The sequence below is a fragment of the Flavobacterium phragmitis genome (assembly GCF_900112575.1).
Taxonomy (GTDB): Bacteria; Bacteroidota; Bacteroidia; order Flavobacteriales; family Flavobacteriaceae; genus Flavobacterium; species Flavobacterium phragmitis.
Map to the genome: position 1 here is coordinate 615,145 of NZ_FOMH01000001.1, position 14,598 is coordinate 629,742.

Annotated in this window: 11 protein-coding genes and 1 tRNA gene; 5 read left to right on the forward strand and 7 right to left on the reverse strand. The window is 35.0% G+C overall.

Translation table 11 applies throughout. From position 1 onward, the window contains the following. Positions 1-42: 42 nt before the first annotated feature. Both BM289_RS02800 and BM289_RS02805 read right to left on the reverse strand, forming a co-directional pair. A complete protein-coding gene (locus BM289_RS02800; RefSeq protein WP_091490663.1) occupies positions 43-2,124 on the reverse strand; it encodes an ATP-binding protein in 2,082 nt (693 codons plus the stop codon). Next, positions 2,121-2,828, reverse strand: a complete 708-nt coding sequence (locus tag BM289_RS02805; protein ID WP_091490664.1) for a LytR/AlgR family response regulator transcription factor — start codon at positions 2,826-2,828, stop codon at positions 2,121-2,123. The genes BM289_RS02800 and BM289_RS02805 overlap by 4 nt, the downstream gene beginning before the upstream one ends. Before the next feature lie 193 nt (positions 2,829-3,021). Here BM289_RS02805 and BM289_RS02810 point away from each other — a divergent pair, with 193 nt between their 5' ends. Both BM289_RS02810 and BM289_RS02815 read left to right on the forward strand, forming a co-directional pair. Beyond that, the gene (locus BM289_RS02810) at positions 3,022-3,567 is read left to right on the forward strand and encodes a hypothetical protein (RefSeq protein WP_091490665.1); all 546 of its coding nucleotides are present in this window, start codon (positions 3,022-3,024) and stop codon (positions 3,565-3,567) included. 29 nt (positions 3,568-3,596) lie between these two features. After that, the gene (locus BM289_RS02815) at positions 3,597-4,178 is read left to right on the forward strand and encodes a DUF4082 domain-containing protein (protein WP_091490666.1); all 582 of its coding nucleotides are present in this window, start codon (positions 3,597-3,599) and stop codon (positions 4,176-4,178) included. Between the two features lie 528 nt (positions 4,179-4,706). On the opposite strand, the gene BM289_RS02820 is transcribed toward BM289_RS02815, so the two are convergent. From BM289_RS02820 to BM289_RS02840, 5 genes are all read right to left on the reverse strand, one after another. Continuing rightward, a complete protein-coding gene (locus tag BM289_RS02820; protein WP_091490667.1) occupies positions 4,707-5,927 on the reverse strand; it encodes a hypothetical protein in 1,221 nt (406 codons plus the stop codon). Between the two features lie 50 nt (positions 5,928-5,977). Continuing rightward, positions 5,978-8,185, reverse strand: a complete 2,208-nt coding sequence (locus tag BM289_RS02825; RefSeq protein WP_091490668.1) for a TonB-dependent receptor — start codon at positions 8,183-8,185, stop codon at positions 5,978-5,980. A 10-nt stretch (positions 8,186-8,195) separates the two neighbouring features. Further along, complete coding sequence (locus BM289_RS02830; protein ID WP_091490669.1) at positions 8,196-8,663, reverse strand: DUF4625 domain-containing protein; 468 nt, start codon at positions 8,661-8,663, stop codon at positions 8,196-8,198. A gap of 14 nt (positions 8,664-8,677) precedes the next feature. Next, positions 8,678-9,598, reverse strand: a complete 921-nt coding sequence (locus tag BM289_RS02835) for a DUF4625 domain-containing protein (RefSeq protein ID WP_167365373.1) — start codon at positions 9,596-9,598, stop codon at positions 8,678-8,680. A gap of 348 nt (positions 9,599-9,946) precedes the next feature. Continuing rightward, on the reverse strand, positions 9,947-10,297 hold the full coding sequence (locus tag BM289_RS02840) for a hypothetical protein (RefSeq protein ID WP_091490671.1): 351 nt from the start codon (positions 10,295-10,297) through the stop codon (positions 9,947-9,949). Between the two features lie 159 nt (positions 10,298-10,456). Here BM289_RS02840 and BM289_RS02845 point away from each other — a divergent pair, with 159 nt between their 5' ends. The 3 genes from BM289_RS02845 to BM289_RS02855 all read left to right on the forward strand — a co-directional run bounded on the left by BM289_RS02845 (position 10,457) and on the right by BM289_RS02855 (position 14,107). Further along, positions 10,457-13,024, forward strand: coding sequence for a M1 family metallopeptidase (locus BM289_RS02845; RefSeq protein WP_091490672.1), 2,568 nt, complete (start codon positions 10,457-10,459; stop codon positions 13,022-13,024). After that, complete coding sequence (locus BM289_RS02850; protein WP_091490673.1) at positions 13,021-13,947, forward strand: DUF58 domain-containing protein; 927 nt, start codon at positions 13,021-13,023, stop codon at positions 13,945-13,947. Before BM289_RS02845 ends, BM289_RS02850 begins: the two co-directional genes overlap by 4 nt. Before the next feature lie 86 nt (positions 13,948-14,033). Next, a tRNA-Asp gene (locus BM289_RS02855) sits at positions 14,034-14,107 on the forward strand. Positions 14,108-14,598: the final 491 nt, after the last annotated feature.

Consider the following 14,598-nt stretch of genomic DNA (forward strand, 5'->3'; position numbering starts at 1 on the left):
TAATTCGTGAAAATTGGTGAAATTCGTGGCAAACCTTTTTAATTATCCGTTAAAAATAATAGTAAATGTAGCACCTGCATTTGGTTTGGAACAGACTTCTAACTTGCAATTAATAGCCGATGCCAAATCCCGAATTAAATGCAGACCTAAACCGGATTTGATTCCGATTACTTGAGATTCGTCATATAAAGCTTTAAATTTTTCCTGTGTTCCGCCCGGTCCGTTATCGGTTATTGAAAGATAGTTTTTTCCGTTTTCCTGCCAGGCTTTCCAGACGATTTTGGCATTTGGTGTTTTGTCCAAAGCTTTAATGGCATTTCCGGTAAGGTTTCGGATAATGGTTTTTAGATAGTTTTCGTCTGTTTTTAGAATGATGTTTTGAGGGTTTTCGAATAGAATTTCTATATTTTCTATGCTTGAAAAATGTTTTTCGGTTTCTTCAAATAGAGTAGAAATGGCAATTTTTCTAAACTGAGGTTTAAAGTTTTCCATTTGTCCTTTGCTCCAAAGCAGAATATCTTCCATTGAGGACAATAAATTTTCGGCGCCAGTAGTAATTTTGTTCTGCATTCTGAGCGCTGTTTCTTCATCAATCAGTTCCGGATTTTCTTTTTGAAGATGCAGGAAATGGATCAGATTCGAAATAGGACTTCTTAAATCATGATTCAAAATACTAAAAAATCGAGCTTTGATTTTATTGGCTTCGTCCAATTCTTGATTTAAGGCCTGAAGTTTTAAATTCGTTTTTTTTCTATTCTGATTTTGTTTGAATAACAGTAATCCGATAATGCAAACCAAGGCGATTCCAGAAATTAAGAAAATACGCTGTTGTTTGGCTTCTTCTATCTGAATGTTTTTAATAGCATTTTCGGTAGAGAGATTCTTTATTTTTTGTTGTTTGGTTTTGTTTTGAAAACGAGCTTCTGCATTTGCAATATTTTGTTTAGCCGATTGCTCCATCATTTCATCATTATTTTTGCTGTAAATTTCATTATAATAATACGCTTCTTTCCATTGTCCCAAAGCGGCATAACTTTGAGAAAGTTTCTTATTAATCATAACAAAAGATTCCTTGTCGTATTTTAAAGCCTTTGTAGAGGCTTTTTTCAATACTTCAATTGCTTTTTTATGCTCGCCTTTTTCGTTTAAGACCTTTCCGTAATTCGTATTGGCTTCCATTATGATATCTGGATCATTTGACTTTTCTGCATACGAAACCGATTTTCGGGCAAAATCATAAGCTTTATTTATATTGCCTTGGTCTGCAAAATGTTCAGACATGCTTCTGTTGGCAAAACTTAAATTGATGAAAAGGGAGTCTTTGACAGTTGGATAGGTGTAGATAAGGTTGTAATATTTACGAATGCTGTCTTTTTCTTTTAAAACGACATAGCTTTGCAGATAATAATTACATAAATAAGCTTCTACATAAGGAGATTTCTTTACATAAGGTTTCACTTCGTTAAAATACTCAATTGCCTTTTTAAACTGTTTCATTTTGGTATACGCACTTCCAATCTGGAGATACGATATACCTATGTTTTCCTCATTGGCTAAACTTTTCTGGAGTAATTTCTTGTATGAAATCGCTTTTAATTGATAATTAATAAAGGTTTCGTATTCGGCATTATTTTGATAATATTCTGCTAAGCTTCCATTTAATACAGATTTTGTATAAGTATTTTTTGTAGTATCTAGAACCTGTTTAATGTATTTGATGAGAGATTTACCTTTTACGGTATCTTGAACGGAATAATAAACATAATTAAGCCGCATTAAAGCGGTGGTTTCGTTTTTGAGATGTTTGGCTTTTCGGGCATACTTCCAAGCTTGTTCAAAATTTACTAAAGCCTTTTGATATTGGTTGTTGGTGAATTCAAAGCCCATTCCTTTCTGCAGATAAAATCGGCTTAAGTAAGAGTAATTATTTTTAGAAATCGTGATTCCTTTTTCAGCTGCGTTGATAAGTTTAGAATAATCTTCGGCATCTAAAATTTTATTCGTGTATTGCAGCCAGACTTTAAGTTTTTCATCTACACTTGTATAACGGGCCAAATTAGGTTCCTGCTGCGAAAAAGCATTAAAATGGGAGAATACTAAAAGCAGGAACAGTAATTTTTTCATGCTATTAGATTTAAGTTTTCCTTATAACTTCTTCCAATAGGAATAATAGCTTCATTATTCAATACAATTTCGTTTGAGTTTATTTTTTGAACATATTGTTTCTGCACCGCATAACTTCTATGAATACGAACAAACGATCGAAAATGTTCTTCCTTTAAAAGATTTCCAATACTCGAAAGTACACAATGTCTTTTTCGTTCTGTAACTACCAAAGTATAATCTTTTAAGGCTTCCAGATATAAAATCTCGTGCAGTTTTACTTTGGTTTGTTCGTGGCCTTCTTTGATGTAAATAATATCGCCACCAATGCTGGCCTCAAACAAAGAAGCTTTCAGTTTAATTTCCATAAACTCCTCGATACGACTTATAGTTTGGGTAAAACGATCCAGTTTAAGTGGTTTTACAATAAAATCCAGCGTTTCAATTTGAAAACTTTCTACAGCATGTTCTGGATGTGCCGTTATAAATATGCAGACAGGAACTTCAAGAGCTTGTTTTCTAAATTCAATTCCGTTTAAGCCCGGCATATCAATATCTAGAAACAAGATGTCTACTTTTTGTTTTTCTAAAAAAGGATTGGCCTCTTCAGCCGATTCAAAAACACCTAAGATATCGAGAACGGGAAATTTCTTGGCATAAGAAACCGCAGTAAGCCTATCTATTTCATCATCATCAACAATAATACAAGTGTATTTTTTCATCATTCAAACTGAATTTAGGTTGTCTGTCTATTTAAAATGTTGTTCGTCTATTGGCTGTTTTTAGCTTGAATTTATTGCCGCAAATTTGTTTTGAAATTAAATCAGAAGGGCAAAAATACCCTGATTGATTTTTGCAAAAGTAAAGCTATTGAATTAAAAAAGAGTTATTTAATTAAATTTTTAAAACCAATTTGTTATGAAATTTTCAAAAACCATTATTACGATTTTTTTATTAGCCATTTCTACAATTTCATGCAGTAGTGATGACGGAAAAGATGGAGTAGACGGAGTAGATGGTGCACCAGGAGCGACAGGAACAGCTAATGTTATTTATAGTGCATGGATTAATGCTCCAGCAGGAACACCAGAAACAATAGATGGAACTTCTGGATTGTCCACTTCTTTTGCTGTACCACAGTTAACTGCCGATATTATGTCAAAAGGGACTGTATTAGTATATATGTCTTTTGGATCAGGTACTAATGTTTTTGCGCTTCCATATACTTCAACAGCTGGAGGAGCAGTCAATACTATTACTGCCATTTCAAATCTTAACAGCATTAAAATATTCCGATTTAAACATGCCAATGACGGAACAACAGTAGCACTTCCAGCTTCTCTTAATTACCGTTATATTTTGATTCCGGGCGGAGTTCAGGCAACAACTTCTAAAACGACTAAAGTAGATTACGCTAAAATGAGCTACGAAGAAGTTTGTGGACATTTTAATATTCAACCTTAATTATTTAAACTAAACCAATACTAAATATCATGAGAGCTTTTAAAACTATTTTTACAATTATATTAACCGCTGCTTTGGCCATTTCGTGCAGCAGTGATGATAAAGACAATACACCAAAATTTGATACTGAAAATCCGTTAGCAGCTTATTATACAGCAACAGGTTTTAGTACTGTAAGCAATTTTATTAATTCTGGTGATTACGAATTCGGTTTGGCATTTACGCCAACAGTAAAAGGGAAGATTAAAGCCATTACGCTGAAACTTCCCGCGGCAAATCCTAGCGTTCGCATAACAATCTGGGATTATACAGCAAAAACAGTATTGCGTTCTGAGACTTTAAATGTCGCAACAGCAGATGTTGAGGTTAAAAAAGAAATCAGCGAACTGGCTTTAGACAAAGACAAAAAATACCTGATTACTATGAATTCTAATGATTGGTACAAAAAGAGCAAAGCTGATAATTCGAATGTAACGTATCCTATAGTTGCAGGAAACATTACCTTCAACGAATACAGATGGATTTCTGGAACAGCACAAACGTTTCCAACAAATGTTTCGTCAAATTACAACGCAGGAGATTTAAGCTTTGATTTTCAACAAACAGAATAATTCTTTTTTTGGATAGCTTTGAATTAGTAAAGGAAAAGGTTTGACAATCGTCAGGCCTTTTTCGTTTTTAGGAAAGTACAACAGTTCTTTCTTAGCTTCAGAGTTCGCTAAGAGTTTTTCAAAATTAATTATAACGCAAAGCACGCTAAGATTTACGCAAAGGAGGCAAAGTTTTGTTTGCATAAAGCTTTGCGAACTTAATATTTAGATATTGCTTGCGTTCCAAATTAAAATGTCTTAGCGCACTTTGCGTTAAAAAACTACTTGTTGTTCGTTAAGAGTTTTTCAAAAATTAATTATAACGCAAAGCACGCTAAGATTTACGCAAAGCACGCAAAGTTTTGTGGAGTAAATCTTTAGATTAAAAGTTCGCAAAGTTTTGTCTGGATAAAGCTTTGCGGACTTAATATTTAGATATTGCTTGCGCTTCAGATTAAAATGTCTTAGCGCGCTTTGCGTTAAAAAACTGCTCGTTGTTTAACCGCAAAGAAGCCGTCCTTTAGGACAACCTCTTTTTCCAAAAATCAATTAATGGCTGTGGCTTTCGCTGTTTTCATACCCAATAACGGTAATCATATACGGCGTAGCAGAAACCTTTGTTTTTTTAATTTCTGATGAAGAAAGATTCACCTGAATTAACTCTCCAGTTGTTGGCGACGTGATATAAGCAAAACGGTCTGTAACTGCCATTTGAGGTTTTAATGTCGCATCTGTAGCTGTTGCCGTGGTTGCTTTAATTTCTTTTTCTACTTGTTGACTGCTGATGTTGAAAATTTTAAAATCACCCGAATGTAAAAGAACAGCCAATTTTTTAAGATCGTAGCTCACTTTGCATTGCATGATAGTAGTATTGGCAATAATTGGTTTTACTGTGCCGGCAACTACATCAATCAAATAAGCGCCTTTTGCGGCAGTATATCCAATGAATTTTCCAGCAGAAGCCGTTTCTAAAATACTTCCAAACCAAGCTGTTCCAAAATCTGCTGGATGATCGATTAATTTTTGGTTTCCGTTACTTTCCACAACCAAAATACCACTTGAAGAACCAAAAACAGCATAAACACCGTCTGAAGCATTTCCGTGAATTCCTTTGGTTTGAATTTTAGCATCAAAAAGAGTCTTTCCAGTATTGTCGATGATTTTTACTTTTTCAGGAAGTGTTCCTGTTACCGAATTATCTTTTTCAGTAATCGCATAAGTTCCGTTTGTAAAAGTTGCCATGGCACCGTGATGTGCCAATAAACCAGCATTTATAGTTTTGAAAACTGCGCCAGATTTATTGATTTCAGATTCTTTTCCAACAGAAAGTGTTCCGTCTCCGTCGTTGAATGTCAGAACTTCTCCAATTTTACTTTTAAAGTGTGTTGGTTTTTGAGCGATTCCAGTTAAAAAACCAAATTTCGGAACATCATCTACATCGATATGATCGCCATGTAATTCTAAACCGCTGTCAAAAGTTTCGATTAGGTTATTATCTCTGTGAATGATTCCCGCAAAACGTCCAGATTCTGTAGTGTACAAAGAAGATTTTGGAAATTTAGCCGTAAAAGAACTGATTTTATCTTCATGCGGATCAAAAAGCGTTAACTCTGTAGTTTTTTCGTCAGAAAGTAAAATTCTAACATAAGTATGTTCTTCCGAATCATGGTCGTGATCGTGATCGTCGTGATTGTCATCATCATTGTTACACGAAACCGCAAAAAGCGAGAGTGTGAATAAAAAAAGCACTTTGTAAAAATTGTTTTTCATTGTAATAAAGGATTAAAAATTTGTAAATAATTGAGTTTTGAATGGTTTGCTTATCGCGAAAACGAAAACGGAATTTTCATGGAAACAATAATGTTTCTTCCCACTTCCGGAAGTTCGATAAGTCGGTAAAAGCTGGTGTGATTTAAATATCTCGTATTAAATAAATTCTGGATCTGAATATTGATGCTGATATCCTGTTTTCCTGTTTTTACTTTTGAGCCAAAAGCCACATTAAAAACATGACTTTCAGCCGTTTTTTTCTCAGGTGGAACAATATTATTTTGCTGTACCGTAAAGCGATAATCAACAGAAAAATAAGGTTCTTTTAAAAGTCTAATTTGAGGCTCGTAATTGAATCCAAACAAAACCGATGGCGGAGGCGAGAACGGAAGCGTATAGCCTTTTTTACTGCCCGATTTTTGTTCAGAATAAAGATATTCGGCGCCAATTTCGGCACTTAAAGATTTCAGGAAATAATAACGCGTTTGGAATTCTGCGCCGTAACGTAAAACCTCACTTTGCTCGTATTCAAAAACCTGATTTCCTGCACCATAATAAATGTCATGAGCAGAAGTGGGATTCAGATAAATGAAATTTGGAAAATAGTTCACAAATGGAGTCAGCTGAAAAGACCAGTTTTGTTGATTCCATTCTATTCCTAAATCCAATTGATACGAACGTTCTGCATCCAAATTCGGATTTCCTTTTTCGAATCGAAAATAATGATAATTGACGCCATTTGAAGCCAGTTCTTTGGCAATCGGCATTCTAAAACTCGAACCTAAATTCGCTTTAAGCGAAAGATTTTCAAGATTATAATTAGTTCCAACTGACCACGTAAAGCTGTTAAAAGTTTTGGTTAAATCTTGAGAACGCTGTAAATATTCCATCTGCGCCTGATTGTTTTCAGAAACCGGACTTTGAAACCAATCGTAATACGATTTCATTTTAATAGTTCCGTAATCGTAACGAACAGCGCCATTCAGCCACCATTTTTCGTTTAGTTCTATTTTATCGTAAAAAAAGGCACCAGCGTTAAATTGCGAAAAAGCAGGAATTAAAAAACTCCATCCGCCAATGGTATTTTCCTGAGTAATAATATTGGTTCCAACCGTAATTTGATGGCGATTCAATCGGAATTCATCTTTAGCAGAAAACGACCAAACATCTTTATCATATTGACGCTCCAAATCCTGCGGAGCGTACATATCATCCGGATAAATTGGAGGCATATAACCATGATTAACATAATGACTCCATTCTCTTCTAAAGTTTTTCTGAAAACCAATCTGCATCTCAAAAGCATGATTTCCAAACTGAAAAGAAGTCGTATTACTCAACTTTAAATGATTCACCTGCTGATATGGCATTAAAATATCACGACTTGATTTATCGTGTAATTCGGTATCCACATTTCTAGGTTCTAATCCGTGCGCATTCGCGAAAAAGCCGCTTTTGGTGTGCACATTACTGAAATAGAAGACCGACTTTAAATTTTCGCCCGAATAACCCGTACTTAAATGAAAATCGTGTTCTTTTCCAGTCGTATTTCGCAAATGATTCTTATACAACGGAACAGTGTAACTGTACACCTGAACTACATCGGTTGGAACGCGATAATCGCCATAATCCATTGTGGTTACGCGGGTATCGAAGAACCAGTTTTCGTTTCTTCCGAATAAATTAATCGAGCTTCCAAATTGAGCATTATTGCTTTTTCCGGTAAGATCAACGCTTCCGCCAAAAGTATTTTGCAACGGCAGTGGAAGCGGTTTAATATTTACCGCACCGCCAACAGCATCAGATCCATAGATAAATGAAGAAGGGCCTTTTATAATTTCTACCCGATTAACAGCATATTGATCGATTTCCAAACCGTGATCGGCGCCCCATTGCTGGCCTTCGTGTTTCAATCCGTTTTCCACCACAATAACCTGATTAAAACTCAAACCACGAATAAGCGGTTTTGAACCTCCAGAACCAATCGAAATAGTTTTAACGCCCGGCAATCGCTGTAAAGACTGCATCAGGCTTCCGCCAAGATTACGTTGAATGAAACTATTGTTTACCGTTTCGACATTCAGCGATTCTTCTTTTTTGTTTTTTTGTGCAGAATTATTACTGATTAAAACTTCTTCAAGCTCCTTGATTTCCGGTTTTTTTTCAGAAGGCTGATTTTGAGAAAATACTTCCGCTGAAACCAATAAACTGATAAGTAAAAAACAATATTTCCAATACGTGGATAGGGCATTCTTCATTAATCTGATCTTATAAAATTTTAATACTTAAACCTTTCAGCGTCTGCCAGCCTTCTTTATCTGTCAGGCGAATCATAAAATGGTAATCTCCGGGATCAACATCAGCAGGAATAGTGATTTGAGCTGTTGCTTCATAAGTTTTTACACCATTTGGAATCGTGTAATTGTTGATGAAAAGCATTGGTTTTACAGGTTTTTTCACCGCTTCCATTTCACAAGTTGTCACTTCTGTACTATGCGTGTGATGATCGAAGTTGTGATGAATGTCCAGACTGTAAGAACCCAACTCAACGTTATCGCTAAAAGAAGCTTTAAAAGTGATCGTCTGACCGCGTTGAATCGTACTGCACTGAATCGGAAAAGCATTTTGTGTAATATCAATCACAGGATATTCGGTATCGATTTCAGCATTGTCGCTTGAACAAGATGTTATAAAGACAAGGGCAAAAACGCCTAGTAGAGACTTTAAATTTTTCATATTTTTATTTGGAATTAAAGTGCAAAAGGAAGCTCAAGAGATTGCGAAAAATTGATGTTGTAAGTCGTGTTTTTATACAAAACCAGAAAAGTATAATTGCCAGTTGCCCAAGATTTATTAGCAACCAAATCCTGGGGAACAGGTAAATTATTGTCTTTTGATGCGCCAATTGTAATCTTTGGTGTCTCTCTCAAAAACTTTGTCCCGTCCCATGGAATGTTCGAAAACTGACCAGCTTCGGCCATATTTTTATGTTCGAAAACATCATACACAATCACTTTGCTAAAATCAATCTGATCCACACTTTCCGGATTGTGTTTGGTATTTTTATTAATCAAAAGCAGATACATAATTCCGTCTCCTTTTACACCTTCAAGCGTAACCTGCGAACTGAAAATATCGTTGTTTTTGTATTTAGCAGTTTCATCAGAAAACTTGCCTTTTCTGTACATAAAAGCATCATTTATAAAAAGTGTAAATACTGAGGCAACTGGGTTTACAGGAATATTTTCTAATTTGTAAATCGTTAGGTTTTTCTTGATTTCTAGTTTCGTTCCGTTTTGATCGTTTATGATGATGATGAAATCGTATTTACCTTCAACGGCATCTTCGGGAATGTCAAAATGCTTGTGAATTGTGGCATTTTTTGCGCCTGCATATTGTGTCCAGGTAATTTCATGCGACCAAACTTTTGAATACGTTTCGGTACTTTTCTGCACAATTTTTACCTGTACATTTTCAATTTTATCTGAGGCCGTGACTTCAGCATTAAAATGGAAATCTTGTCCGATAGTAGCCGTTTCGTTGTTGCCAAGACCCAGTTCGATTTTGTCAATAGCTGGAATGGCCTGTTCTTTTTCTGAATCGTCGTTACTACAGCTTGTAAAAGCAATTGTCGCGAAAAACGAAGCCAGAATGAGTTTTGTTGTTTTCATTTTTTCTGATTTGATTTTGATCATTTTATAAAGAGTATTTGGGTTACGAAAGCATTGTGATTTCAATATTCAAGTCCCAGAGGGACGAAATATTTATAGAAATAAATTCATCATTTAGAAGAAAGCACCAGCGGGGTGAAACATCTTTTAAATGAATGAAAAACGACAGAACAGAACTAAAAACCTGAATAGCGGTCTAGTTCAAATGCTGTAATCGATAAAGTTGAAAAGAGAATTTCTTGTGCGGAAAAAGCAGAAATCAATGACAATTACAATATCAATCTTGTTTAGTTGCTTAAAATGAATGAAATAGCCGAATTGCCAAAGCAAAACAGAGCACAAAAAATACTAAAATGTAAAAGGCGGGGCTCGAAGTGAGAAAAGCGCCCCTTTAAAAAATGCAAAATGCGGTTTGCTGTAAAAACTAGTGTGTTTTACAACAGGATTATTCATGAAAAACTGAAAGACATGGAACTCAAATGTGCCAACAGCGCTGAACTTAAAATCGCAAATCGAACATTTATGAAACGAATGCAGTTTGGCTTTGAATTGCGGTTTTTCGGAGACAGAAAATTCTAATTTCTCTTTTGCCGAATGAGTATCCAAAATATGCTCATACGAATGGACAGCCGGAAAAAGTATTGCAAACAATACAATTAAAGGCATTAAGAGATTTATAATTTTAAGTTTCTGTTTCATTCGTGAAGATTGACTTCTGGATGAGGTATTTTTGATGCAAATTAATGCAATATTGTTGCAAATATAGAAATCTTATTTTTAAATGCAATATTGTTGCAGTAATTGTTTGTGAAAAATCAATGCTTTTGCTACTTTTAGCAAATCTTATATTCCTTAAAAATGAAAATTTTCTACAGCCTTGTTTGTTTTGTTGTCTTAATTTCCAATGGTTTTTCTCAGTCAAAAGCAAATGAATTATTTGAAAACGGTGTTTCAGAACAGCTGGCACATTTTCGTAAAAAACAAATTTCAGATCTTCAATACACTTTGTTTTTCGAAATTCCGAATCAGAAAGCAGAAAATATAAATTCTAATTTGATAGTAAATTTGAGTTTGTCCGACTTGAGTCAGCCCTTAATTTTTGATTTTAAAGAGAAAACTTCCAACATAAAAACGGTTGAAGCAAACGGAAAAAAACTTGCTGTTATTCATGAAAATGGACATATTTTAATTCCGGTTTCGGCTTTGGTTTCAGGAAAAAATAGCGTTTCCATTTCTTTCATTGCGGGTAATTTATCCTTAAATCGAAATGATGATTTTCTCTATACTTTATTAGTTCCGGATCGTGCCAGTACTTTGTTTCCTTGTTTTGATCAGCCGGATTTAAAAGCAACTTACAAACTCAGACTTTCTGTGCCAAAAGATTGGTCAGTTTTGGCTGGAGCCGATGTGGTAGAGAAACTGGATAAAGGTGATTTTACGGCTTATACTTTCGGAGAATCAGATAAAATGAGTACGTATTTGTTTTCTTTTGTTGCAGGAAAATTCAAGAATACGACACAAAAACCAGGGTTGGAAATGACGATGTTGTATCGTGAAAATAGCCCGGAGAAATTTCGCGTAAGCGCAGATACTATTTTCAATTTACATCAGCAGTCTTTAGATTTTTTAGAAAAATATACCAATTATAAATTTCCGTTTCAGAAACTCGATTTTGCTTCAATTCCTGTTTTTCAGTATGGTGGAATGGAGCATGTCGGCGCGATTCAGTACAGAGAATCGACTTTATTTTTGGACAATAGCGCAACGGACACCGAGAAATTAAACCGCGCCAAATTGATTGCACACGAAACTTCGCACATGTGGTTTGGCGATTTGGTTACGATGAAATGGTTCGACGACGTTTGGATGAAAGAGGTTTTTGCCAATTTTATGGCCGATAAAATCATGAATCCGATTTTCCCGAAAGTCAATCATAATCTGCAGTTTTTTACGGCACATTATCCAAGCGCTTACGCGGAAGATAGATCTTTAGGAACGCATCCAATCAAGCAACATTTGGCAAATTTAAAGAATGCGGGTTCGCTTTATGGTGCTATTATCTACAACAAAGCACCTATTATGATGCGTCAGTTAGAAGCTTCGATGGGAAAGGAAGCTTTTCAAAAAGGAATCCAAAAATACATTCAGAAATACGCCAACGACAATGCCGATTGGAATAATCTCGTAGAACTTCTCGATGCCGAAACTCCGCTTGACATGAAAAAATGGAGCGATGTCTGGGTTAATAAATCCGGAAGAGCCATTTTTACAGATAAAATAGAATATGATGCTAAAAACCGAATTAAAAGTTTTGAAATTCAGCAAAAATCAGAAGATAAATCAGAAAATATCTGGCCTCAGGTTTTTCAGATTGGTTTAGTTTATGCTAAAGAGGTAAAGATTTTATCGGTTAATGTTAATGACAAAAATACCGTCGTAAAAGAAGCCGAAGGACTTGAAAAACCAATTGCTGTGGTTTACAATTATAATGGTTTTGGATACGGTGTTTTTCCGCTTGACGGGAATAATTTAAATTATATTGCTTCGTTGAAAGATGAAATGTCCAGAGCTTCGAGCTATAGTAATCTTTACGAAAATACTTTGATTGGAAATGTAACTCCAAAGCAGGCTTTTGATTGTTTTTTAAAAGCTATTGAAACAGAGCAGAATGAATTGGTTTTGCGAATTGCTTCGAATAGTCTGAATACCATTTATTGGAGATTCTTTACCGAAAAACAGCAAAATAAAGTTCAGAAACAGCTTGAGGGCGTTTTGAACGAACGTTTACAGGCTAATTTATCTGCGAATATTAAAAAGACATTATTCGGATTATTTAGTTCGATTGCGTATTCTAATTCAGCAAAAGGCAGTTTGTATAAAGTTTGGAACAGAGAAATCTCGATTCCGAATTTGAAATTAAATGAAGACGATTATACCAATATGGCTATGAATCTAGCGATTTTCAAACATCCAAAAGCCGATGAGATTTTGGAGAAAACCAGAACATCCTTTACAAACCCTGATAAACAAAAGCGTTTTGAATTCTTGCTTCCTTCTTTATCAAAAGATGAATCGGTTCGAAATGCATTTATGGAATCTTTAAAAGACGATGCAAACAGAGAAAAAGAATCTTGGGTTTCGGTTGGATTGGCCAATATTCATCATCCGCTTCGTCAGGAAAGCGCTCAAAAATATATTAGATTTTCATTAGATTTGGTAGAAGAAATCCAGCGCACAGGAGATATTTTCTTTCCGAAAGATTGGCTCGATAATACAGTTGGAAGATATTCGTCGAAATTTGCTTTTGATGAAGTGCAGCGATTCTTAAAAGAAAACCCTAATTTTAGTCCGATCTTGAAACGTAAATTGTTCATGGCGACAGATTTGCTTTATAAAGCGCAAAATATTAAAAAAGAAACCGAATGAAAATTGAATCGGAAATAGAGAAAGTCTCGAGTTTTCAGCATCTTGAAATGCTGGCAAATCAGGTTGTGGAAGGTTTTATATCCGGAATGCACAAGAGTCCGTTTCATGGATTTTCGGCCGAATTTGCCGAGCATAAAGTCTATAATGCAGGAGAAAGCACCAAACATATCGATTGGAAATTATTCGCCAAAACCGATCGTTTGTATACGAAACGTTTTGAGGAAGAAACCAATTTACGCTGTCATTTGATTGTCGATAATTCGTCGTCAATGCACTATCCAGAATTGAAATCGAATCAGCCTTTTTACGAAAAGAAGATTGGGTTTGCGGTTTTGGCTTCGGCGGTTTTAATGAATATTTTAAAGAAACAGCGCGATGCCGTTGGTTTGAGCGTTTTCTCGGATAAATACGAATATTACGCTCCGGAAAAAGGAAGCGACCGTCACCACAGAATGCTTTTGAATAAACTGGAAGAATTATTGGTTCAGCCAAAAGTCAAAAAAACGACTGATACGATTACGTATTTGCATCAAATTGCGGAGAAAATGCACCGTCGTTCGATGATTATCTTGTTTACCGATATGTTTCAAACGCAGGATGACGAGAAATTATTCAACGCTTTACAACATTTAAAACACAATAAACATAAAGTGGTTTTGTTTCATGTAGTTGATAATGAGACCGAATTGAAATTTGATTTTGACAATTCACCAAGAAAATTTATCGACTTAGAATCAGGCGAAGAGGTTTCAATTTTTGCAGATAATGTAAAAGCAGAATATGAAAAAAGGGTAGAAGCCTATTTTAAAAACCTGGCTTTAACCTGTGCGAAGAACCAAATTAAGTACGTTTCGGTAAATGTGGGCGATAATTTTGAAAAAATATTGACTACTTATTTGGTTGAAAAACAAAACTTTGGATAATGATTTTAAAAAATATTTAATTTTTTTTACAAAAAGGCTTGCAGAAATGAAATTCTGTTATATCTTTGCAACCGCAATAACGCAGAGGTTTGGTAGTTCAGTTGGTTAGAATACATGCCTGTCACGCATGGGGTCGCGGGTTCGAGTCCCGTCCAGACCGCAATATTGGGGAAGCCTTTCTTAACAGAAAGGCTTTTTTGCCCAAATACGGTATCTAAGATTAGTTGTGTTGTTTTGCTACGACTTTGTAACTCGTAGCTGGTTTAGTAGTTAGACCAATGAAAAGCTTTCCACTTTTGTGGATGGCTTTTTTGATTTAAGACCTTTTGGTTTTGCTTAAATCCGAATAAATTTTATCGCAAAGAACGCAAATCTTTCGTTTTTATAATTCTAAAATAGAAAAATCGGATCAATAAGTTTAATGTTGTATTTACACTTATAAAAAACTGGTAGGGTTTTCTAAAAGGCTTTAATTCAGATATCTGGATTATTTTTTTGTAGGCCCTTCTTCACAGCCCCTTTAATGATGCTTTACATTGTAAAAATTTGATTTTTAATACTATGACGTAGATTAGGATGTTAAAAATTATTTAAAAAACAATAGCATTTTTTATTAAAACTTCTTTCGATCTTTTTAAGGTCTTTATTTTT